The following is a 23251-nucleotide window of genomic DNA, read 5'->3' as shown; positions in this document are numbered from 1 at the left end:
TCCACTTGAATTAGAATTAACTTAATTTTGCGTGTAAACTTCTGGCTTTAAAACACCGATATATGGCAAATTACGATAACGTTCTTGATAATCCATACCATAGCCTACAACAAATTCATCTGGACACTGTAACCCCACGTAGTCCACATGCACATTTTGTTGCCGGTTAGCTGGCTTATCAAGCAGGGTCACAATTTTAATGGACTTAGCATGACGAGACTTAAACAAATTCGTTAATTCTTTTAAGGTAATGCCTGTATCAATAATATCTTCGATAAAAACGACATCGCGACCCGTCACTGATACGTCTAAGTCTTTGAGAATTCGAACCTGACCAGACGTTGCGGTTTGACCGTTATAACTTGAAACATCCATAAATTCAATTTCGGCACTTTGAGGTAGTTGCCGCATTAAATCTGTTAAAAAGACAATTGCTCCTTTTAAAATACAAACAAACAGTGGGTCCTTATCTTTATAATCAGCTGCTAACTGTTGTCCTAACTTTTTGTTAGCTTGTGCGATTTCTTCCGCAGAAAAAAGCACTTTCTGCATGTCCTGATCCATTTCCATAATTAATCTCCAATCTTAATTTCAAATAAATATTGTGTAGGGGAAATTTGATAACGATAAATATCTTTAATCCAAACAATTTCTTCATCAAAAGTGACTACCCACAATTGATCTCGCAATAAGCGGGGCAACTTCAAGTTAATCAAACGATCTTTTAGCTTTTGATGCTGCCCGTTCATTAAACGCACACGATCTCCTGGCTGGCGTGTCCGAATCCGAATCTTTTGTGGCAAACGATTAAAATAAAAAGTATTGCGATTGATTTTTGAAGACTGTTTAATTGTAAACTTTTGTCCATCATTTGCAAGACAGGGCTGGTTCAGCTTGAGCGCAAGCGCGAATGTCTTTTTCGATTGTGGCTTCTGAAGCAGACTTAATTTTTGATAAGCTTTCACCAGTAACCAATTCTGTCCAATATCCATCTGGGCGTTAGCTTGTGGTAATAAGCGTTTAACTTGTTGCAATTGGCGGTTAGTTAAATCTAAGTTTAACTGGTGATGGCATACATATTGAATAAATAAAACTGTTTGCTCCGCATTTAAAGAATTAATCGCCGTTAAATCCATATCTAATGCTTGCGCGCCAACATTAACACTGAGCGTTTGTAATTGTTCAAACATTGCTGTTGTCAATTGCACTGACTGTTGTAACTGGGTAGCAAAATTAGTTACGTGCTGGGAAAATTGCGGATTTAATGCTTGCAGTTGGGGAATGATTTGATTGCGCAATTGATTGCGCCACGTAATATCTTCAAAGTTAGTTGCATCAACTGCAAAGCTAATGTGCTGGCGTTGTAAGTAAGCCACTAATTCTTGCTTAGAAAAATTGAGCAACGGTCGTATTAATTGTCCAGAAGCAAAAGCCCGACACCGCTGCATTGCCGGCACTTCCCACAAACTACCACTTCGGATCAATTTCATTAAGATTGTTTCCACTTGATCATCTTGCTGATGCGCAACTAATAATTGTTCTAAATCAAATTGCTTCATTAATTGTGCAAAGTACTGATAACGAAATTGGCGGGCTTGATTTTCTAAATCCGTCACTACCGATTCATGCTGCCAAGTAATCGTATGAAAAGCAATCTGGTGCTGTTGACAAAACTGCTGCACTAAAACCACTTCTGACACACTTTGCGCTCGCAACTGAAAATCAACAGTTGCCACATGAATCACAGGGCGCCAAGCTTGAGGTAATTGTAACACCAAGTTTAACAATGCCAGGGAATCACTACCGCCAGAAACCGCAATTAACACACGCGTTTTAGCAGTCCAATCTTGATAAGTACGCACTTCTTGAACAAATTTAGCTTCTGTCACATCCATAATTTATACTAAAAAAGTCCGGGCTAAACTTGCTCGCACTTAACCACGACGACCACCACGGCCGCCTCTTTTCCCTTCAGTGTTCTTTTTAATCGTTGCCAAACGATCCTGACTTTCTTTCATAAAACCAGCTAATAAGTCATCAAAATCCTCCGATTTATGTGTAGCAACATGACCATGATTATTATGTCCACCATGACGTTTATAACTAGGTTTGGGTTCAGCTTTTTTCATTGATAAAGCAATTTTACCATTATCAACGCTCACCACAATAGCGGTAACTTCATCACCAATACTCAACTTATCATGAATATCTTTGACATAATCATTAGAAATCTGGCTAATATGTACCAGACCACTCTGGCCATTACCAATATCAACAAAAGCTCCAAAATTTTTAATGCCAACCACTTTACCCGTTACTTTTGTTCCTACCGATACGGTCATTTTCTTTCCTTACTCCTTAAAAATTTAAATTTTTATTTGATTCATTAGGAATATTATAAATGATTTCCTCATTTTTAGAATAGTTGAATCGATAACGAATTAAATTGTCGAGATATTCTGGTCGATGTAATTGCTGAATTTCGTTTTGTAAATCGGCGTTTTTATTTTTTGCCGCTGTCAACTTCTGTTGCTGTTGAAAGACACTTTGCTTGGTTACGGCTTGCGTTTTATTAGCTTGATAAATGCGTCCACCAAATAACAGACTAATCAAGGCTAGTACTCCCAGTAATACCGTTACCCGGCGCCGATGAACTGCTTGAACATGCCGTTTAAATTGACGTTCAGCTGACCGATCTTCATTATCAATGTTAATTGGACTCACGTTATTAGTCCTCGGCTGATTAGACAAAATAATCCCTCCGTTTAGCTATCCTATTTTGAGTATAACAACATTAATATTATATTGTCTATTATTTAATCAGTCTAATCTCTGATACATCTTCGCTGCATCTTCTTTTTTAACAATTTGCGGTGTTGCCACTACGCGTACTTGCACTTGACGATTACCATAGTGAATTGTAATTTGATCGCCAATTTCTACATCACTAGCGGATTTAGCAACTCGCTCATTGACTTCTACTCGTCCTTTGTCAGCTAACTCTTTAGCTAATGGCCGTCGTTTCACTAATCGCGACAACTTCAAATATTTATCTAAGCGCATGTTTGACTCCTTTTTTTCACAGAAATTTTGCTCCCGGTAATAACTGCCATTCTGCTTTTGACCACAGATGGCTATAATAACTACCTCCTAAGACTAAGATCACTCCCAAACCAGCTTCGAACAGTGTTTCAATGGCAGCATGGAAACGATCTAGTGGCCAAATAAATTGCCAGCACCAACTAGTAGCTCCAACAATTAATCCCATTGTACCAACAATAACAATAACTTTTAAGCAGAAATTTTCTTTCCAGATAATTTTTTGTAAGAAAGCACCTGAATAATGATAAATCAGTGCGGCCATGACTAAACTAGCTAATAAAGTAGCCCAACTAGCCCCTTGAATTCCCAAAATGGGCATCAAGCCCAAATTAGCTAATAACTTGACCACAATACCAACGACTAACACCCGCCAATTTTTTTGTTGTTGATGAAAAGCATGCATAATCGTATTGATAATGGTGACATAAGAAATAAAGATGAGCGATAAAACATAAATTGCTAAACTCAGACTTTGCTGAGCATTGGTAAAAAGTAAGGTATTGATTTGTGGCATTAAAACGGCCAACCCCACTGCACAAGCACTCGCTAACACCAAGGAAACATGTAAAGTAGCCGCCACCAACTGTTGAGCCTTGGGTCCACGTTGTGCGCTAATTTGTGGTAGTAAAGTTGTCGCAAAAGAAACAGCAATCACAATGCCTAATTGGGCTAGTGGTTGCCCGCGATCATAAATGCCCTTTACTACTTGCGGATGTGCTACGTGGATCTGGCGTAATAACTTCAAGACCGTGACGGAATCAACTAATTGTAACAAAATTAAAATGCTACCAAATAAACTAAGGGCTAAGCCTTCGGTCAAAAAGCGGTGTCTTAGTTGCTGCCAAACAACTGGTTGCGAATTGTCTGTTACTTGCTGTAGGTGAATTTGTGTCCAAAAATACCCTAATACTAATAAACCAACTATGGCTCCTACAATGGCCCCTGCGTGTGCTAAACTTCCCATTAAATATAACGACCAATGAAATTGTTTAAAACCCAGCGCAACGAACACAATCACTAGCACGCGTGCAATTTGTTCACTCACCTGCGCTAAAGCCGTAGGCAACATCAAGAGCTTACCTTGAAAAATCCCACGAAATAAGGCCGCCAGTGGCGCTAATAGATAAAAGCCTGCTACCGTTTGAATCAAATAACTTAACTTTCGATCGCCCATCAACCGTGCCAAATCTGGCGCAACTAACCACAAAGTTACTGCTGAAATAATCGCTAGTAACACTAACCAATTACGCAAATGCTGATAATTACTTTGTTGGTGATCAGGATCCTCCACCATTATTTGCGAAATAAACATTGGCAAACCGGTTAACGTAATCGCTGTCCAAAGTCCGTAAATTGGATAAACCTGCTGGTAGACAAAAAAGCCGCGATCACCAACAATATTTTGTAATGGGATGCGGTATAAAGCACTCAAAATTTTAGTAATTAGTGCTGATAATGACAGAATCCACGTACTTTGCCACCAAAAATGTAATTGCTTTTTTTTCATTGTTTTAACTTGTCTTTTCTAATTTGGCCTGCGCCTGTTTAGCAAATGGCGTTAAAAGTTGTTTTAAACCAGCTAATAAATCATCAGTTGGTTTCAACTGTAATTTTATCACAAAATAATGGTGCTCATTAGCCACTCGGGCCTTAAAATCAACAGTTGCCAAATTAGCGAAAAGTTGTTTTCCTGTTAAATAACGATTAGCCACTGGATCAAACGTTATTTCGACTTGTGTCTCTAGTTGCACAATCTTCTTAACCAATGCTTGATCGGCTAAAATCTTTATGGCACTAATCTGCAATAAATTAGTTACTTCTTGTGGAAAACGGCCAAAACGTTCCTGAAGTTCCTGTCCTAATTGGGTAATCTGCTCTAGGGACTTGGCTTCACGTAGCCGCTTATAAATTTCAATTTTTTGACTTTCATCACTGATATACTCATGTGGTAAATAAGCTTCGACATTTAACCGTAATTGAGCATCGGTTAACGGCGTTTGTGCTTGTTGATTGCGCTTTTTGGCAACTGCTTCATTGAGCATTTGCGTATACAAGTCATAGCCCACAGAGTCAATAAAACCATGCTGTTGCTGGCCTAATAAATTACCAGCACCTCGAATAGCTAAATCGCGCATTGCAATTTTGAAACCGGAACCTAACTCTGTAAAATTCTTAACAGCTTCCAAGCGCTTTTCGCCAACTTCTGTCAAAGTTTTATTAGGTTGATACATAAAATAAGCATACGCCACGCGACTGGAACGCCCAACCCGCCCACGTAATTGGTACAACTGAGATAAGCCATAATGGTCCGCGTTCTCAACAATTAGCGTATTGGCATTGGCAATATCGACACCGGTTTCAATAATTGTGGTGGTCACCAACACATCATATTCACCATTTAAAAAACTAGTAATCACACTCTCTAACTGGTTTTCGGACATTTGACCATTAGCAATCCCGACTCGAACATCCGGAATCAAATCCTCCAAGATACTAACGGTTTGCTCCATATCTTCAACCCGATTGTGTAGATAAAATACTTGTCCACCACGCTGGATTTCGCGTTCAATCGCGTTTCGAATGACTTCATAATTTTGTTCCATAACAAATGTTTGAATCGGATAGCGGTTAGGAGGAGCCGTCTCAATCACCGACAAATCCCGAACCCCCATCATCGACATGTTCAAAGTTCGTGGAATTGGGGTGGCAGTCATGGATAAAACATCAATTTGTGATTTGAGTTGTTTTAAGCGTTCTTTATGCTTTACACCAAAACGTTGCTCTTCGTCAATAATCAATAGACCTAAATCTTTAAACTGGATATCCTTCGACAACAAGCGATGGGTGCCGACAACAATATCCACGCTGCCATCAATTAAGCCTTGCTTAGTTTGCCGCTGCTGTGCTGCGGTTTGAAACCGTGACATAATCGCAATCTGTACCGGAAAATCCGCAAAACGCTCCAACATCGTCTGGTAATGCTGCTGTGCCAAGATAGTTGTTGGTACCAAAAAGGCCACTTGCTTATTATCATTGACTGCTTTAAAAGCTGCGCGTAAAGCGACTTCTGTCTTACCAAACCCCACATCACCCACTAATAGCCGTTCCATGGGATGGGGTTTTTCCATATCCGCTTTCACTTCCGCAATACTGCGCAATTGATCTGGTGTTTCAATATAAGCAAATTGTTCGTCAAACTTTGTTTGCAAATCATCATCTGGGGAAAAAGCAAAACCCGGTTCTGATTCTCGCTGAGCATATAATTTTACCAAATCATCAGCAATATCTTCGATGTTTTTTTGAACTTTTTGCTTAGTCTTATGCCATTCACTACCACCTAACTTATTTAACTTCGGTGATTTGCCTTCAGCAGACACATATTTTTGGACCATGTTCAATTGCGTAACGGGAATAAACAACTTGCCATCATCACGATACTCAATGGTCATATAGTCCTGGTGCTTACCGTCCACTTCTAATGTCTGCGTACCCAAGAATTTACCAATACCATGATTAACATGGACTACGTAATCTCCCGGTTTCAAATCCGTATAACTTTTTAATCGTTGCGCATTACTAATCGTTGAACGGACACGTTTGCGTTGCGGCTGGCGATTGAATAACTCCTTATCAGTAATAATAACCACTTTTTCTTGGGGCAGATCAACGCCAGCATGAAAACCGCCAGCTACTAATTGAGTCTGACCTTTTTGTAAAGTGGTAAGCGTTGCGGTTTTGGCTGTGATCTCAAAATCGGCTAAAGTTCGTTGTAATTTTTGTAAATTACTTTGATTACTGATTAATAAAACAATCGTGTATCCTTGCTTTTGCCACCGGTTGATCTCCGTCTTTAATAACGGTAAATTACTAAAAAATTGTTGAACACTGCGGCTATTTACATGCAGCAATTGCTGTAAGCGAAAAGTATAACTACTTCTTTGAAATAATGATAGATAAATTTGCGGCTGCTGGATTTTAGTCGTCACTTGATTAAATGTTTGCCGCAATTGTTGTTGTGGCAATAACTTCCCTGTTTCCAATTGTCCGCTCATCCACGCCGTATTTTCTTCAACATTGGCGCGCTCTTGTTCTTGCAAACGATTATAGTCATCGTAAACCAAAACCCCAGTGGGCGCTAAATAATCAGTTAACGTCGTAGTCGTAGAATATAATAAATCCACATATTGATTTAAATTAGCTGGCAGTTGTGCACGTAACATTTGGTCAATATCAGCTTGAAAATTGGTCCGTAACGCCTTTTTAGTAGCGTCATCTTTAATTTTCTTTAAATCAGCTTGCAAACGCTTTTGTAAGTGTTGACCACTTTGCTTCAAGGCTTCTGGCGTGACTAATTGATCTTGCGCTGGTGTAATGGTAATTTGTGATAACTGCGCTTGGCTGCGTTGACTTTGCGGGTCAAATTCATGAATCGTATCAAGCTCATCGCCAAACAATTCTAATCTAACTGGTTGGTTACTGGTTAACGGATAAAAGTCTAAGATATCGCCGCGCAAAGCAAACTCACCAGGATGGGCAACTAAACTATCCCGCCGATATCCCAAAGTCACTAGTTGTTGTAGCAGGTGTTCCACCGTAATTTCTTGGCCGACTTTTAAACTTACTTGCGCTTCAGCAAATTGTTCTGGTGTTGGTAACAAATATTCCAGACCACTAACCGAAGTCACCACAATTCCCGGACGTTTCGTCTGTAAAAAATTCAAAGCTAAAATCCGTTGCCGTAAAGCCTGCGGTGAGCTAGTTGCTACTTGCGTCGCAATTAAGGCTTCCACTGAAAAGTTATACAGTTGCTGTGCTGGTAGCAATTGGTGTAAATCATCACATAACAAATCTGCATGGTAATTATTATCAGTAACGAGCAACACTGGTTGTTGTGTTTGCTCAACTAAAGTGGCTAAAAATAATGCTTTAGCCGATCCACTAAGACCCGTCAATAATTGTTTTGATTGCGGTTGTAATTGCGCAATAAATTTTTTCAAATCATGATTTTGTTTTAAAAAATCAACTAGTTGCACTATCTTTCTCCTAATTAAAATCATTCATTGTTTGTTGAAAATTATCCGTAGTAATCCATTGTTCAATCGCTTCAGCTGCCCGCTGGATGCCAGCTTGCGCCTGGGGCGCATCAGCCTCAGAAAATGGATCTAACACCCAATTAATCACTTGTGAACGTTTAGGATGCCCAATTCCAATCTTAACCCGCTTGAATTCTTTGGTTCCGACCGCAGAGATAATACTTTTTATACCATTATGTCCACCAGCTGAGCCTTGTTGACGTAAACGGACCTTCCCAATTGGCATATCTAAATCATCTTGAATCACTAAAATTTCTTCCGGACGAATTTGATAATAATCCATGAGCATTCGTACCGCATTACCTGAAGTATTCATAAATGTTAAGGGCTTAACTAAATAAATTGCTTCGCCCTGTAATTTAAAACGCACATCTAGTGCGGAACATTCTTTTTTGTTTAATTCCACTTGATAATACTGGGCCAATTGATCAATTGTCATAAACCCCATATTATGTTTTGTCTGATCATATTGTACGCCCGGATTGCCTAATCCAAAAATTGCCTTCATAATTTTTCACCTAGTTTTCAAGTTTTAATTACATAATTTATTAACTAATATTGCTTAATTTTTCCAATTCAATCTTTCTCTAAAAAATTTAAGTCCCTTCGACTTAAAATGCTAGTGTTTAGGTTATCACTAATAATTAATGTTCGTTGTGGTTGAAAACAAAGCCCAGCAATTAATATTAATAGCTCGTAATTTTTGATTTCAACATAATTTTAACAAGCATTGCTGCTTGATTATAACATTTATCTTGAAAAAATATCCGTCATAGTAATGGAACTCAAATAGCTTTCTCAGGCTATTTTAGTCTAATTTAATAGTGTCAAATTACACAAACCACTTTTTTTTCAGAAACTTGCGTGGTAAAATCAAGTCGTGCAGTTATTAACAAAGTAAAAAAAGGGGTAGAATTCATGACAAGTATTACAGATAAAAACCATACTAAAATTTTATTAGTTGGTGATGGTGCTGTTGGTTCAACATTTGCTTACGCAATGACTTTACAAGGTATTGCTAACGAAATTGGCATTACTGATATTGCTAAAGATAAGACCAAAGGTGACGCATTGGACCTTGCTGATGCCACACCTTTAAGTTATCCAACTAAACTTTATTCTGCTGAATATAGTGACGCCAAAGATGCTGATATCGTTGTCATTACTGCTGGTGCTCCACAAAAGCCCGGTGAGACGAGATTAGATTTAGTTAATAAGAATTTAAAGATTCTACAAACGATCATTAAACCAATCGTTGATTCTGGATTTAATGGAATCTTTTTAGTTGCTGCTAACCCAGTAGATATTTTAACTTATGGTACTTGGAAGATTTCTGGTTTCCCAAGAGAACGGGTTATCGGTACTGGTACTTCACTAGATACTGCTCGTTTACGGAAATTTGTTGGTCAAGAATTAAATGTTGACCCTCGTTCAGTTCACGGCTATATCTTGGGTGAACACGGTGATAGTGAATTTGCTGCCTGGTCTCATGTAACAGTTGGGGGCTTAACAATGGCTGAATTGCGTGCTACTCATCCAGAATTAACCGAAGAAAAATTAGCTGAACTCAATGATACCATCGTTAATGCTGCTTACGACATTATTAATACTAAAGGTGCTACCTTCTATGGTATTGGTACTGCTTTAGCACGAATCTGCCAAGCTTTGTTACGTGATGAAAATACTGTTTTACCATTATCCGTTGGGATGAACGGTCAATACGGTGTCCAAGATCTATACATCAGTTCACCAACTGTGATTAACCGCAATGGTGTCCAAAAGATTTTGGAAATTCCTTTAACTGATGCCGAAAAAGCTAAAATGGACAATTCTGCAGCGCAATTACGGAAAGTTGCTGAAGATAGCTTTAAAGAAGTTGGCATTAAATAATTTAATTAAACAAAAGACTGAATCAGAGATTGGAGCAATCAGAGTAACAATCACTTCAGTCTTTTTTTATGGCCAAATTAATCGTCATTAATTTGTCAAACCCGGAACTTGGCTTTACAATAAAAGATAATAGATAATGATTGGAGGTTCATCAATGAAGAAGTTCATGATTATTTTATTAGTCTTATGTGTGTTATGCGTTTTAGGTGGCATTGCTTTAGAAAATTGGTGGTTAGGTATTGTACCTTTGTTTGTTGCCTTTTGGCCAGCAGCTTATTTTGCTTCCAGCGATGAGTAGTAAAGGAGACAATCATGCTGATTAAATCACTTGTTTTAAAAAAACAATTTTTAACTACGGTTCAAGAATCAGTTACTTTAGCTGAAGCTTTACAAATTTTAGAAGATACTGGTTTTCGGTGTGTCCCGATTTTAGATGAAACGGGAACAATCTTTCGGGGCAATATTTATAAAATGCACATTTACCGTCACAAATCACGTGGGGGTGATATGAACTTACCAGTTACCTATCTAATCAAGAATGCAACCAAAACCATTCCCGTGAACGCTCCCTTTTTTAAAGTCTTTTTTAATATTAAAGATTTACCTTACATTGCTGTTTTAGACGAGAACAACCATTTTTACGGAATTTTAACACATACTAAATTATTAAATATGTTATCTGAAGCCTGGAATATTAATACTGGTAGTTACGTCTTAACGGTAATTTCCTCGGGACAAAGCGGCGAATTAGCAGCTATGTCTTCAATTATTAGTCGCTATGCTAATATTGCTGGTTGCTTAACCTTGGATGCCCGCAAAACAGCTCTCGTACGGCGGAATTTATTTACGTTACAATCGGGACTGACACCAGCTACGCTAGCAAAAATTGTTCATGAACTAGAAGAAAACAACTTTCGCGTAGCCGAAATTGATGATTTGCAAAAGGGCACTATTTTAAACGAGCTCCCCCAAGCTTAAAGTCAATTGAAGAATTTTTTTAATACTAAAATGAGGCTCGGACAATTTTGGTCCGAGCCTCATTTTTTATTTTTTAACGAAATAACTTTTGGATCTTTTGAAAGGTAGATAATTTACCCAATTTAATTAATAATAAACAAGATACAATAGAACCCATAATGGCTGCGCCTAAAAAACGGGGCGTATAAACGAATAAATATAAGCCACTAGCTGATCCTGTGAACCAGGCCATTACTGGATAAGATAATAATGAACCAATAATGCCCGTACCAATTATTTCTCCCAGAGCAGCTGCCCACGAATGCGGCCAAACTTTGTAAAAGAATGCCGCTAAAAAAGCGCCAAAAACCGCTCCTGTTAAAGCTAATGGCGGAATACCTAAAAATAGCATCCGCATTAACCCACAAATCAAGGCCATCAACGTCGCAGCGAACGGATTCATTAATACCGCCGCAATGATATTGACAACACTCGACATGGGAGCCATGCCCTCGACTCTCAAAATTGGTGATAGGATAAAATCCAACGCAATCATTAATGCTATCACTGTTAATCTTTTGACCTGCAAACTTTGTTTCGTCATCACTGTTTCCTCCAACTATTGAATTAAAGTCGAAGGGGGTTCACAGCCTTAAAAACATCTTGAAGCCAAAATAAGTTCAAGAACTAATCAGCTTCAGCCAGATCTCAAAACAATTCCCTTATCTCAAGATCAGTTATCAACAATTAGCTGCCAGCTTATTTTGTGTCTATTCCTGCGCTAGTATTATCTAGATCAGGTTCACGAGTATGTTCTCAGCTATTTAGCACCCCGTAGACTTTCTAAAATTCATTATAGTAGCTTTTGTTGATTTAGGAACACCCAAATTTATTTTTGACTTAAATATAAATATTGAGCTCGCATTCCCGTAAAGGAACGCAATAATTTTTTAATTGGAACTTTCCGATCTTTTTTCTTGAGTGGGTCATTTACATAAAAATAATGTTGATCAATACCAGTCACAACTACCGAATGAATCAAAGGACTGACGGTCATTGTTCCTGAAGGCGTCTTCCATTTGAGCAAATCATTTTTGGTCACTGGTTGAAAATCTAACGTAGCCAAAATCCAAACTGGTTTCTCATGGTGTATCAAACGTTTTAAATCGGCTGGCTGTAAATTTTCGCCACTGTGAACCTGATATTTGTTACCGACAATTTGCCGACACAACTTACTAATTGGTTCCACGTAAACGCCCATAGCTGCATAACCATCTTTGATATTACCAACAAAACCCTTACGCGGATCACCATGGTGCGTCGCATCTACCAAAAAAGGCTGACGGTCAATCTGAGCTGCCAAGTCATTTTTAGTTTCGTGAAAACCATAGTATCGCAATAACATTGACAATGAAGTCACTTCACAGCCATTTTTTAAAGGATTATCCTCTAGTTGATTTTCGTAAGGTACATCTAATAAAACCTCTTGATGGTAAGTGAACGGATTATGCAGACCATCGGCGGCGATAAACAAATAATAACCTAGACCACCAACTAAGAAGATTGCTAAAAAGAATATGACGAACTTTGTAGTTTTTTTCATATAAATAATTATACTCAGATACTGGCTTTTTTGTACGATAATTATTAATTTCGCTAGTTAAAAAAAGTTAAAACAAAAAATGCCCACAAATTTTTAAAAATTTGCGAACATTTTTGTGAAGACTGCTTTCTCAAATGCTATTTAGTACTTCCACTTACAACGTCTTTTATCGCAATCTTAATTTTATACATGAATACTAATTCTTAAAGCTTTATCAACTGCACTCATTTTTTCTGCTGACAGAGTCGTTACTTTTTCTTTTAAACGTTGCTTATCAATTGTGCGAATTTGTTCAGTTAAAATCACTGAATCTTTACTAAAACCATCTTCCTTAGTAATACCAACATGCGTCGGCATCTTCGGCTTTTCGATTCGCCCAGTAATGGCAACAATAACGGTTGTCGGGCTGTAACGATTACCGACATTATTTTGTACTACTAATACTGGTCGCATTCCACCTTGTTCGGAACCAACCACGGGTGATAAATCGGCGAAAAATACGTCGCCACGTTTAATTGGAATAGCCACTGACTTGCCTATCTACTTCCTGTTCACAAATTGAAAAAGCATTACTTATTTCTTCGTTAATATCTGCCATATTTAAATAACCATCAACTAATTGACCTACCATCCGATCCTCTTGCTGAAAGAAGTTAAACAATGCTTCATCAATAACATAATTAGTATCACAAGCATTTTCAGCGCTATACTTCTGCAATCGATCGACGACATCAGAATCTAATTGAACGGAAAAATTTTTCTGAAATGCGGCCATGGTTATTCTCCCCCCTAATCTTTTACCAATTAAATATCATTGTCAACTACCGGACTCAGTCGCTAGCAACTAATTATCCAAAAATCAGCTAATAACTATTATATCTTGTTTAGAAGTTATTCATAGCTAGAGTTCAGTGTTCCAGAAGTCTGTTTTTTTAAACTTAATGTCATTTTAACACAATTAATTTAAAAAACAGGACTGCTTCTGACGTTAATTCAGTTGAGTACCTAATTAATATACGTGCGGGGAATTCGCTCGGATAGAGAACATAAAATTTCATAGTTAATGGTTTGACCATAGCTAGCTACATCATCAACACTAATAGTTTGCTGGTCTTGAGTACCGATCAGCGTCACGGTAGTTCCTAACGCATAACGCTGAGGAACTTTAATCATTAACTGATCCATACAAATGCGCCCCACAATCGGACACTTATGCCCTGCTACTAAGACCGAACCACCACTCAAATTTCGATGCCAGCCGTCAGCATAACCCAGTGGCACCGTGGCAATCCATTCCGACTCAGCTTGCACGGTATACGTTGCTCCATAGCCGACTTTGTCACCGGCATGTAACTGGCGCAAAGCAACAATTTGACTAGTTAAGCTTAAAACGGGTTTTAAAGGTAACGACACATCATTACGCAACTTACCGGCCGGACTTAGTCCGTACAAACCAATCCCGAGCCGCACCAAATTACTGTTGTCCAAAGTTGGCGCCCAAATAGCAGTGGCCGTATTAGCCATATGCACATAGGTAAACTTAAGTGGCAATGCAGTTACCGTCTGTTCAAAAGAGGCCCATTGTTGTTGAAAATAAGCCGAATTTTGTTCATCGGCAGTCGCAAAATGCGTAAAAATTCCTTCCGGAATTAATAACGGTGATTGCTCCAAGATTTGACATGCCGCTAATAAACTTGCCTTATCTGCTGGCATTCGAAAACCAATCCGCCCCATCCCAGTATCCAGGGCTAAATGCACCTTCACTGGGGTTTTAACCTGTTTACTAGCTTGCACTAACCATTCATAGCTATCGACGGTTAGCGAAATGTCATGTTGTGCCGCCAACGGTGCTTGTTCAACCGGAACAACATTTAAGACCAAGATCGATTCTGTAATATGAGCCTGCCGCAATTGTAAGGCTTCGTCAATAGTAGCAACACAAAAACCATCCACTTGGACTTCCTGTAAAGCTTTGGCCACTTCTACCGCACCATGATGATAAGCATCAGCCTTCACAACCGCAAAAACTTGCCGCTGAGGGCCGGCCAATTGCCGAAAAGTCAAATAATTCTGTCTTAGTGCCTGCCGATCAATCGTGATCATTGTCGGACGGTGGATTGAAGGTTGCATCTGAACCACTTCCCTTTTCCAAGATAACTTCGGTCATTACATAAGTTTGAGTATGTGAAATCGAAATCCAAACAGTTCCAGTATATACCTTTTGTTTAACATAAGGTTGTCCATTATCACTATTTAAAATTGTTAAATCTTGAAAACTAACCGGCCCAATACCGGTGCCCAAAGCCTTACTAAAAGCCTCTTTAGCAGAAAAGCGGCCCGCCAAAAACTCTTTTTGACGCTGACCGCGATATTGATGAAATACATTTTGTTCTGCTACCGTTAAAACTTTGGTTAAAAAACGGGGCTGTTTTTGATAAGCCTGCCAAATGCGCTCAATTCCTGCTATGTCAATTCCTAAGCCTTGAATCAACTGAAACTCCTTTACCGACTATTATTAGTCCTAATTGTAAAGTTACGATGATGGTTGTTATTATTGTTGCGTTTTTGCCGGTCATCATGAGAATAATGCCGGCGATCATTATTATTGTGCCGCCGACGGTCGTTACCCCGATAACGAGAATGTGACCGGTGATCATTACCACCACGGTAATTACGGTTATGGCGACTCGGCAATGGCCGTTCTGGTGTAATCTTTACCGGAATGGCTTCAGGATCTTTCGTCAAATTCTTCAATAATAATTCAACTAATTGAACATCATCATATTGTTCCAATAACTGTTGTGCCACTGTTTGAAACTTATCCAATTTACCATGGCTAATTTGTTCAGCAATCTTTTTAGTTGCATCTTCTAACTGTCCAGCTAATGCTTGTTGATCAGTTGGCGGCTTTAAGGGCAACATCCGCACCTTAGTTAATTGTTCAATTGCACGTAAATAACTCATTTCATTTGGTGATACAAACGTGATGGAAATTCCAGAGCGACCGGCACGACCCGTCCGGCCAATTCGATGCACATAACTGTCTGGATCTTGGGGAATATCATAGTTAAATACGTGACTAACACCAGAAATATCTAAGCCCCGCGCAGCAACATCCGTTGCCACTAAATATTCTAATTTTCCCGCTTTAAATTGCTTCAGAACACTCATCCGTTTTTGTTGGGACAAATCACCATGAATACCTTCAGCATTATAGCCCCGCGCTTTTAAACCCCGAGTAATTTCATCAACCCGCCGTTTGGTCCGCCCAAAAATAACGGCCAATTCTGGCTTTTGAACGTCAAATAACCGAGTCATGGTATTAAACTTTTCATATTCCTTAGAACGAATCATATATTGTTCAATTTTATCTGCGGTTAATTCCTTAGACTTAATTTGAACTATTTTGGGATCCTTCATAAACTTTTCAGCAATATTCATAATTGGCCGCGGCATGGTTGCTGAATAAAGTAAGGTTTGATGATCCGCTTGCACATTCTTCAAGATATTTTCAATATCTTCAACAAAGCCCATATCCAACATTTCGTCTGCTTCATCTAACACAACCGTTTGGACATGGTCTAATTTTAAAGTATGGCGCTTAATATGATCCAAAACCCGTCCAGGAGTGCCCACGACAATTTGGGGATGATTACGCAAAGCTTGAATTTGCCGCCGAATATCGGAACCACCATAAACTGCTTGCACTGCTACATGATGATAGCGACCTAAACGATGCAACTCTTCTTGCGTCTGCACAGCTAGTTCTCGAGTTGGTGAAATAACCAAAGCTTGAACATAAGGTGCATGTGTATCCACTGTTTGCAATAATGGCAAACCAAAAGAAGCGGTTTTACCAGTACCGGTTTGTGCTTGACCAATGACGTCCACCCCTGATAAAACTAGCGGAATGGTCTTTTCTTGAATGGGCGTTGTCTCTTCAAAGCCCGCTTCCTGTGTTGCTTTTAATAAGTCTTCATTTAAATTAAGTTCACTAAATTTCAAAAAATATCCTCCTAGAATTGTGAAAGTCAATCACAAAACAGGGGCTAGTTTTGTATCAAATCAACTGTCTTGTAATCATTATCATTATTTTTCAGAAACTTTCACTAGCTAACTACTTTACCACGTTTTGAATTGAAGATAAAGAACTTTAACTCAAATCAACTGTGACATGGAACATTGAGAAGTTAAGTAGGGCTTCGGTCAAGGACTTAAGCTTTGGTTTTTAAACTTAAGAACTTGGCCGTAGCTAGTCGCAAACTGCTGCTTCCGGGAACGTCACACCATTACAATCAGCTGTGCGCTTGAGTTTTAAATTAAATACCGGAGCAATTTATTTCAATAGTGCCTGCACAACTTCATCTAAGTGCAAACCATTGCTAGCTTTTAATAAAACTAAATCATTGGCCTGAATCGTTGTTTTTAAATCATTAATTAATTGCTGCTTTTGGTTTAGTTCATAAAAAGCCACTGGAAAATCAGGTGGTAAAGCTTTTTGTAAAGCTGCTATCTGTTGACCATATAAGTAAATTTTATTAATTTTAGAAAAATCAATGGCTTGTGCCACACTGGCATGCAACTGAGCTGACTTTTCTCCCAGCTCTAACATATCACCCAACACTAATAGGCGCCGGCCTGGTTGTGTAATCGGAAATTCCTGAAAATTTTTAATCACATCAATCATCGCCGTCGGATTAGCATTATAGACATCACTTAAAATTTGTGTGCCGGCAGCTGTCCGCAACCACTGGGTCCGGTTTTTAGTAGGTTGAAAATCACGCAATGCTGACTGCATTCGTGTTAATGGCACTTGATAATGTCGACCTACTAACAGGGCTGCTAGAGCGTTATCCACATTATAATCACCCATTAACGGTAAACTAAACTCTAAGTTTTCATCCCAGTTAATTTTAAAATTAGTATGTGTCTGATAAGTCTGAATCATCGTCGGATACACATCTAATTGTGATTGCTGACCGAAAGTTTGTTTAGCCTGCGAAACAGTTTGGGCTCTAGTTTGCAATAGCGGCTCTGAGCCATTGTAAATAAACAAACCCGTTGTTTTTAAAGCCGAAACGATTTCCATCTTAGCATCCGCAATTTTAGCTCGTGTGCCGAAGAATTCAATGTGAGCTTCACCAATCATCGTAATGACTGCCACATCGGGACAAACTAATTTTGATAAAGCGGTCAACTGACCGGGACGATCCATTCCCATTTCTACCACTAAAATTTCCGTATCGGGAGCCATTTGTAAAATGGTTAGCGGTACTCCAATTTCATTATTAAAATTAGCCGGTGTTTTCGCTACGCGATATTTTTGCGCTAAAATCGCCGCTACCATATCTTTCGTCGTTGTTTTGCCATTACTGCCAGTAATGCCCACTACTTGGGGATGAACCTGAGCTAAATAGGCTTGGCTCAACTGTTGCACTGCTTTTAGTGGGTCAGCCACCACTAAATAATTCTCAACATTCGTAGCTGGTAACGGATGATCCGCTTGCCACAAGGTGGCCACAGCTCCTTGGTTCAGTGCTTGTGCAACAAATTCATGACCATCACGTTGATCAATCAAGGGAACGAACAAGGAACCAGGCGTCACTTTACGACTATCAAAAACCACATCACGCACGATGGGATCCTCACTAAAGGTTTGCTTCAATTGCAGCAATTGCGCAATCTGACTTAAATGCATTTTCATAAATGTACTCCTTAATTATTTTTATTGAGAATAATTGCCAGAAATTAACTTTTTGAGTGCTATAATATTTTCATGTAAATGGAAGTGAAATTAATGCAGGAAGATCGATATTGGCAAAGAAACATGTATATCTTAACGTTTGGCAATTTTATTGCCGGCATTGGTTTTAGCATGGTTGTGCCATTTTTATCATTATATATTAACACGTTACAACATTTTAGTAATGCTCAATTATCATTTTGGTCGGGAATTACATATTCCATTACCTTTTTAGTTTCCGCGGCTATTTCTCCGATGTGGGGCAAATTAGCAGACCGAAAAGGACGTAAGACCATTATCTTAAGGGCCTCACTGGGCATGGCTATCGTGATTGGTTGTATGTCTATCGTCACTAATGTGTATGAATTGTTAATTTTACGGGCTCTTCAAGGCATCTTTTCAGGATATATTAGCAATTCTAACACTTTAATTGCTACAACTGCGCCCTCCAAAAATGTAGGTAAAGCTTTGGGAACCTTAACAACCGGAACCGTGACAGGTAATCTATTGGGGCCGTTAATTGGGGGCGTGATCGCACAATCCTTCGGTTACCGCCTACCGTTCTTAATTACCGGTATTTTATTATTGAGCGCCTTCGTTCTTTGTCTATTTTTCGTCAAAGAAGACTTTACTCCGGTACCTAAAGATCAACAGGCAACCTTTAAAGAAGTGTACCACCAAATTCCTAATCCCAAAATTATTATTGGCATGTGTATCACGACCTTCATTATTCAAACAGCTAATAATTCGATTAACCCTATTATTAGTTTGTACGTACATCAATTAATGCATGGTCAAGGTAAAGTGGCCTTTATTAGTGGTTTAGTTACTGCCATGCCGGGAATTCCATCCGCACTGTTAGCTTCGCGCCTAGGCGCTTTAGGTGACCGCATTGGGACTAAACGAGTCTTAATTGTGGGACTCATTTTTGCAACTATCGTTTATATTCCACAAGCTTTTGTCACTAATGTCTGGCAACTAATGGCTTTACGCTTCTTAGTGGGTATTTCAAACGCTGCCCTACTTCCTCAAGTTCAAACTATTTTAGCCAAAGAAAGTCCGCATGAGATTTCTGGTCGGATCTTCGGCTATAATCAAAGTTTTATGTACATTGGCAATTTTGCCGGTCCTTTATTAGGATCGTTAGTTTCAGGAACCTTAGGCTACGCCATGGTCTTCTTATCTACCGCTTTCTTAGAGCTAATCAATTTAGGTTTTGTTCAACAAGTGACCAAGAAACCTAAATTAAAAGACAATGTTAACCAATAGTCTACTAGGAATCCCTTAACTACTAATTCTTAGCCGAAAATATTGGCCAATAAAAAACGTCCTCGTAATTGAGGACGTTTTTTTAGTAAAACAATTATTTTTCTGTCAAGCCATACTTCTTGTTGAAACGATCGATTCGACCATCGGCTTGTGTAAACTTTTGCTTACCAGTGTAGAATGGATGAGAATCAGAAGTAATTTCAACCCGAATCAAAGGATATTCTTTACCCTCATAATCGGTAGTTTCATTTGATTGAACTGTTGAACCAGCTAAAAACTTCTTACCCGTTGCTGAGTCCATAAAAACAACTTCATGGTAATCAGGATGGATTCCTTTTTTCATAATTGACACTCCTTGGCCCTAGACCATTTGCTGATCTAGAGATTAATTTGACTAACAACTTGTTATGATAGCACTAAACAAATAAGGACGCAACCAGCTGGCTGTCCGATATTAAAATTCTTGTTTTCCATTATAAGAAACATCAGCGCGTAAATTACGTAATTTCGTAATGATTCGGTCATAACCCCGCATGATATTTTCAGCTTGATGAATGACTGTCGTGCCTGAAGCCATCAGTCCCGCCACCATCAAACTAGCACCACCACGAATTTCTTCTGCAGTTACTTCAGCGCCAATTAAATCATCAGTATGCGTTACTTCAATTTTGCCTTCGACAACTTTAATATTCGCACCCATTTTGATTAATTCGGGGACGTGGCGTGTCCGCTTCGGATAAAGGGTATCAATAATCGTGCTTTTACTATCGGCACGGAACAATAAAGGAGTCAAGGGTTGTTGTAAATCAGTGGCAAAGCCCGGATAAGGACTGGTCTTGATTTCCACCCCACTCAATTGACTGTTTGGATAGACAAAAATACTATCCTCGCGAACATCAATATGGACACCTAATTCTTGAACTTTAGCCAAAAAAGCATCTAAATGTTCCGCAATAATATTTTTGATTAAAATACCGTCACCCATTGACGCTGCAATGGATAAATAAGTTCCGGCTTCAATCCGATCGGGAATAATCGTGTGCGCATTAGTGGCGCGTAAACTTTGCACACCCGTAATACGAATAGTTTGTGTACCCACACCCCGAATTTTGGCACCCATATTATTCAAAAATGTTGCCAAATCAATGATTTCAGGCTCTTTAGCAGCATTTTCAATGATGGTCGTTCCCTGTGCTCTGACAGCAGCCAAAATAATATTAATAGTGGCTCCCACTGAAGCCATATCCAAGAAAATCCGGGCTCCATGTAAACCTTCAGGCGCTTCAACGACAATACAATGATCTTTTTCAGATACTTGCGCGCCTAAAGCCTTAAAGCCTTTAATATGTTGATCAATCGGTCGCGGACCAATGTCATCCCCACCAGGAAAACCAACCACTGCCTTGCCAAATCGTCCTAATAAAGAACCAATAAAATAATAAGATGCACGTAAACTATTAACTTTACTATGTGATAAAGAAATCGGAAAAATCGCAGTTGGATCAACTTTTAAAACTTCATCTTTAAACTGTGATTTAACGCCCATTTCCTGTAATAGATCCATTAAGTTATAAACATCCCTAATTTGCGGTACAGAATCTAAAACGACCGGCGTATCTGACAAAATGGTCGCGGGAATAATTGCTACTGTACTATTTTTAGAGCCACCAATAGTGACTGATCCGGAAAGTCTTTTTCCCCCATGAATAACCATTTCTGCCATAATTTTCAATCCTTCTTTGTTAGTCGTTGCCTCAATAGATTATTATCATTATTTTATAATACACGAGATAGTGATGGTCAGTTATCAATAATAATAAATCCCACTATAAAATAATAATATAAACTGTACGCAAAGTACACCTATTATTGGTCTTTAAAAGTCTATTTCGGACAAGTTGCTAGCAGCTTTCATAAATTCTTTAAAAATTGGTTCTGGACGGTTCGGACGCGACAGAAATTCTGGATGATATTGTGTCCCCACAAAGAATTTATTCTTCGGCAATTCAATAATTTCTACTAAATGATTATCTGGCGAAACCCCAGACATAACTAAACCTTTATCTTGTAATAATTCTCGATAATCATTATTAAATTCATAACGATGACGATGACGCTCTTGAATAACACTTTGGCCGGCATAAGCCTGGGCTGTTAAGGTATTCGGTTTTAACTTGCAAGGGTATAAACCTAATCGTAAAGTTCCACCGATATCTTCCACGTCTTTTTGATCCGCCATTAAATCAATGACTTTATGCGGCGCATTTTCGTCAACTTCACCACTAGTAGCATCTTTAACTCCAGCCACATTACGAGCATATTCAATGCTAGCCATTTGCATACCCAAGCAAATTCCCAAAAATGGCAAGTCATTTTCACGGGCATACTGGATTGCTTGAATCATTCCTTCCAAACCACGGGTACCAAACCCACCAGGAACAATTAACCCATCGACACCTGCTAATTTTTCAGCAACATTATCTTTGGTTACTTCTTCCGCGCTAATCCGCACGACGTCAATATCGGTGTCAAAACAAAAGCCAGCATGTTTCAAAGCTTCATTAATGGAAATGTAAGCATCCTTTAAACCAACGTATTTACCCACCAAAGCAATTTTAGTCTGATGCTTCAAGTTCAATACCCGCTGTTCTAGCTTCTTCCATTCACTCATATCAGCTTGTGGGACATCTAAATGCAAGTAATCACAGACAATTTGGTCCAGATTTTGTTTTTGTAAATTCAAAGGTACTGAATAAAGTGTTGGTACATCCATTGATTCCACCACGGCTTCAGGATCAACATCGCAAAATGAAGCAATTTTATTGCGCATTCCTTGTGAAATTGGCTTTTCTGTCCGCACAACCAAAATATTAGGCTGAATACCCAAGCCCCGTAATTCCTTGACACTATGCTGTGTCGGCTTAGTTTTCATTTCATCAGCGGCGCGTAAATAAGGAACCAACGTTGTATGAATATAAACTACATTTTCCGAACCTACTTCGGATTTCATTTGGCGTAAAGCTTCTAAATAAGGTAAAGATTCAATATCGCCGACTGTGCCCCCAACCTCTGTAATGATCACATCTGAATCCGTGGTTGTAGCAGCCCGCATAATCTTTTCTTTAATCATATTCGTTACGTGTGGAATCACTTGGACGGTAGCCCCATTGTACTCACCTTTACGTTCTTTGCGTAGAATTTCGGCGTACAATTTTCCAGTTGTGACGTTGGAATATTTGTTCAAATCATTATCAATGAAGCGTTCATAATGACCTAAATCCAAATCAGTTTCCGCACCATCATCTGTGACAAAAACTTCTCCGTGTTGATATGGACTCATCGTTCCTGGATCAACGTTGAGATACGGGTCAAACTTTTGTAAAGTCACCTTCAAGCCACGATTTTTTAACAAACGTCCCAAAGATGAAGCGACGATCCCTTTGCCTAAAGACGAAACAACACCACCAGTGACAAAAATATATTTGGTCATTCAATTTACTCCTTTGAAAATTAATTGAGGGAAAGATTAATGATTTAAACCTTAAACGAAAGCCAGAAACAAAAGCAGAAGTCTCTTTGTCAATCAGCTTCCAT

The 23251-nt window shown here is 38.9% G+C and carries 23 protein-coding genes and 1 riboswitch; of the genes, 4 read left to right on the top strand and 19 right to left on the bottom strand.

Features of this window, described 5'->3' with window-relative positions; genetic code table 11:
* Nucleotides 1-21: 21 nt before the first annotated feature.
* The 8 genes from hpt to pth form a co-directional block, all read right to left on the bottom strand.
* Entirely contained in the window at nucleotides 22-564 is a 543-nt protein-coding gene (gene hpt, locus AC3B6B_RS02465; RefSeq protein WP_489757704.1) for a hypoxanthine phosphoribosyltransferase, read from the bottom strand.
* A gap of 8 nt (nucleotides 565-572) precedes the next feature.
* Nucleotides 573-1895 (bottom strand): tRNA lysidine(34) synthetase TilS, encoded by a 1323-nt coding sequence (gene tilS, locus AC3B6B_RS02460; RefSeq protein WP_489757128.1) that lies wholly within the window; start codon nucleotides 1893-1895, stop codon nucleotides 573-575.
* A 39-nt stretch (nucleotides 1896-1934) separates the two neighbouring features.
* A complete protein-coding gene (locus tag AC3B6B_RS02455) occupies nucleotides 1935-2342 on the bottom strand; it encodes a S1 domain-containing RNA-binding protein (RefSeq protein ID WP_489757127.1) in 408 nt (135 codons plus the stop codon).
* A gap of 16 nt (nucleotides 2343-2358) precedes the next feature.
* Entirely contained in the window at nucleotides 2359-2724 is a 366-nt protein-coding gene (locus AC3B6B_RS02450; protein WP_489757126.1) for an FtsB family cell division protein, read from the bottom strand.
* Between the two features lie 96 nt (nucleotides 2725-2820).
* Nucleotides 2821-3063, bottom strand: a complete 243-nt coding sequence (locus AC3B6B_RS02445) for an RNA-binding S4 domain-containing protein (protein ID WP_489757125.1) — start codon at nucleotides 3061-3063, stop codon at nucleotides 2821-2823.
* A gap of 16 nt (nucleotides 3064-3079) precedes the next feature.
* Nucleotides 3080-4609 carry a putative polysaccharide biosynthesis protein gene (locus AC3B6B_RS02440; RefSeq protein ID WP_489757124.1) on the bottom strand — a complete coding sequence of 510 codons (1530 nt, stop codon included), beginning with the start codon at nucleotides 4607-4609 and terminating at the stop codon, nucleotides 3080-3082.
* A gap of 4 nt (nucleotides 4610-4613) precedes the next feature.
* Nucleotides 4614-8135 carry a transcription-repair coupling factor gene (gene mfd, locus AC3B6B_RS02435; protein WP_489757123.1) on the bottom strand — a complete coding sequence of 1174 codons (3522 nt, stop codon included), beginning with the start codon at nucleotides 8133-8135 and terminating at the stop codon, nucleotides 4614-4616.
* A gap of 10 nt (nucleotides 8136-8145) precedes the next feature.
* The gene (pth, locus tag AC3B6B_RS02430) at nucleotides 8146-8703 is read right to left on the bottom strand and encodes an aminoacyl-tRNA hydrolase (RefSeq protein WP_489757122.1); all 558 of its coding nucleotides are present in this window, start codon (nucleotides 8701-8703) and stop codon (nucleotides 8146-8148) included.
* A gap of 410 nt (nucleotides 8704-9113) precedes the next feature.
* Here pth and AC3B6B_RS02425 point away from each other — a divergent pair, with 410 nt between their 5' ends.
* The 3 genes from AC3B6B_RS02425 (at nucleotide 9114) to cbpA (ending at nucleotide 11063) form a co-directional block, all read left to right on the top strand.
* A complete protein-coding gene (locus AC3B6B_RS02425) occupies nucleotides 9114-10085 on the top strand; it encodes an L-lactate dehydrogenase (protein WP_489757121.1) in 972 nt (323 codons plus the stop codon).
* A 154-nt stretch (nucleotides 10086-10239) separates the two neighbouring features.
* The gene (locus AC3B6B_RS02420; protein WP_489757120.1) at nucleotides 10240-10383 is read left to right on the top strand and encodes a hypothetical protein; all 144 of its coding nucleotides are present in this window, start codon (nucleotides 10240-10242) and stop codon (nucleotides 10381-10383) included.
* A gap of 14 nt (nucleotides 10384-10397) precedes the next feature.
* Complete coding sequence (cbpA, locus tag AC3B6B_RS02415; RefSeq protein WP_489757119.1) at nucleotides 10398-11063, top strand: cyclic di-AMP binding protein CbpA; 666 nt, start codon at nucleotides 10398-10400, stop codon at nucleotides 11061-11063.
* 73 nt (nucleotides 11064-11136) lie between these two features.
* On the opposite strand, the gene thiW is transcribed toward cbpA, so the two are convergent.
* The 8 genes from thiW to AC3B6B_RS02375 form a co-directional block, all read right to left on the bottom strand.
* Nucleotides 11137-11646, bottom strand: a complete 510-nt coding sequence (thiW, locus tag AC3B6B_RS02410; protein ID WP_489757118.1) for an energy coupling factor transporter S component ThiW — start codon at nucleotides 11644-11646, stop codon at nucleotides 11137-11139.
* A 152-nt stretch (nucleotides 11647-11798) separates the two neighbouring features.
* Nucleotides 11799-11887: riboswitch (TPP riboswitch) on the bottom strand.
* 44 nt (nucleotides 11888-11931) lie between these two features.
* Nucleotides 11932-12645 (bottom strand): C39 family peptidase, encoded by a 714-nt coding sequence (locus tag AC3B6B_RS02405; RefSeq protein WP_489757117.1) that lies wholly within the window; start codon nucleotides 12643-12645, stop codon nucleotides 11932-11934.
* Between the two features lie 183 nt (nucleotides 12646-12828).
* Nucleotides 12829-13173 carry a type II toxin-antitoxin system PemK/MazF family toxin gene (locus AC3B6B_RS02400; protein ID WP_489757116.1) on the bottom strand — a complete coding sequence of 115 codons (345 nt, stop codon included), beginning with the start codon at nucleotides 13171-13173 and terminating at the stop codon, nucleotides 12829-12831.
* Nucleotides 13157-13420, bottom strand: a complete 264-nt coding sequence (locus AC3B6B_RS02395; RefSeq protein WP_489757115.1) for a ribbon-helix-helix domain-containing protein — start codon at nucleotides 13418-13420, stop codon at nucleotides 13157-13159. Before AC3B6B_RS02395 ends, AC3B6B_RS02400 begins: the two co-directional genes overlap by 17 nt.
* A gap of 230 nt (nucleotides 13421-13650) precedes the next feature.
* Nucleotides 13651-14775: an alanine racemase gene (gene alr, locus AC3B6B_RS02390; RefSeq protein ID WP_489757114.1), complete on the bottom strand. Its 1125-nt coding sequence runs from the start codon at nucleotides 14773-14775 to the stop codon at nucleotides 13651-13653.
* Nucleotides 14735-15136 carry a holo-ACP synthase gene (gene acpS, locus AC3B6B_RS02385; protein WP_489757113.1) on the bottom strand — a complete coding sequence of 134 codons (402 nt, stop codon included), beginning with the start codon at nucleotides 15134-15136 and terminating at the stop codon, nucleotides 14735-14737. Before acpS ends, alr begins: the two co-directional genes overlap by 41 nt.
* Before the next feature lie 11 nt (nucleotides 15137-15147).
* Nucleotides 15148-16650 carry a degradosome RNA helicase CshA gene (gene cshA, locus AC3B6B_RS02380; protein ID WP_489757112.1) on the bottom strand — a complete coding sequence of 501 codons (1503 nt, stop codon included), beginning with the start codon at nucleotides 16648-16650 and terminating at the stop codon, nucleotides 15148-15150.
* Nucleotides 16651-16981: 331 nt separating this feature from the next.
* Complete coding sequence (locus tag AC3B6B_RS02375) at nucleotides 16982-18349, bottom strand: UDP-N-acetylmuramoyl-tripeptide--D-alanyl-D-alanine ligase (protein ID WP_489757111.1); 1368 nt, start codon at nucleotides 18347-18349, stop codon at nucleotides 16982-16984.
* A gap of 93 nt (nucleotides 18350-18442) precedes the next feature.
* On the opposite strand from AC3B6B_RS02375, the gene AC3B6B_RS02370 reads away from it, so the two are divergent.
* On the top strand, nucleotides 18443-19657 hold the full coding sequence (locus AC3B6B_RS02370) for a multidrug efflux MFS transporter (protein WP_489757110.1): 1215 nt from the start codon (nucleotides 18443-18445) through the stop codon (nucleotides 19655-19657).
* A gap of 94 nt (nucleotides 19658-19751) precedes the next feature.
* Here the strand turns inward: AC3B6B_RS02370 and AC3B6B_RS02365 are convergent, their stop codons facing one another.
* From AC3B6B_RS02365 to pyrG, 3 genes are all read right to left on the bottom strand, one after another.
* Nucleotides 19752-20000 carry a type B 50S ribosomal protein L31 gene (locus AC3B6B_RS02365; RefSeq protein ID WP_489757109.1) on the bottom strand — a complete coding sequence of 83 codons (249 nt, stop codon included), beginning with the start codon at nucleotides 19998-20000 and terminating at the stop codon, nucleotides 19752-19754.
* 111 nt (nucleotides 20001-20111) lie between these two features.
* Nucleotides 20112-21380, bottom strand: coding sequence for a UDP-N-acetylglucosamine 1-carboxyvinyltransferase (gene murA, locus AC3B6B_RS02360; protein WP_489757108.1), 1269 nt, complete (start codon nucleotides 21378-21380; stop codon nucleotides 20112-20114).
* 153 nt (nucleotides 21381-21533) lie between these two features.
* Nucleotides 21534-23147, bottom strand: coding sequence for a CTP synthase (gene pyrG / locus AC3B6B_RS02355; protein ID WP_489757107.1), 1614 nt, complete (start codon nucleotides 23145-23147; stop codon nucleotides 21534-21536).
* Nucleotides 23148-23251: the final 104 nt, after the last annotated feature.

The organism is Bombilactobacillus sp. ESL1197 (assembly GCF_058107145.1).
Note: the sequence above shows the minus strand (reverse complement) of the source record. Positions and strands in the feature narration are given on the sequence as shown.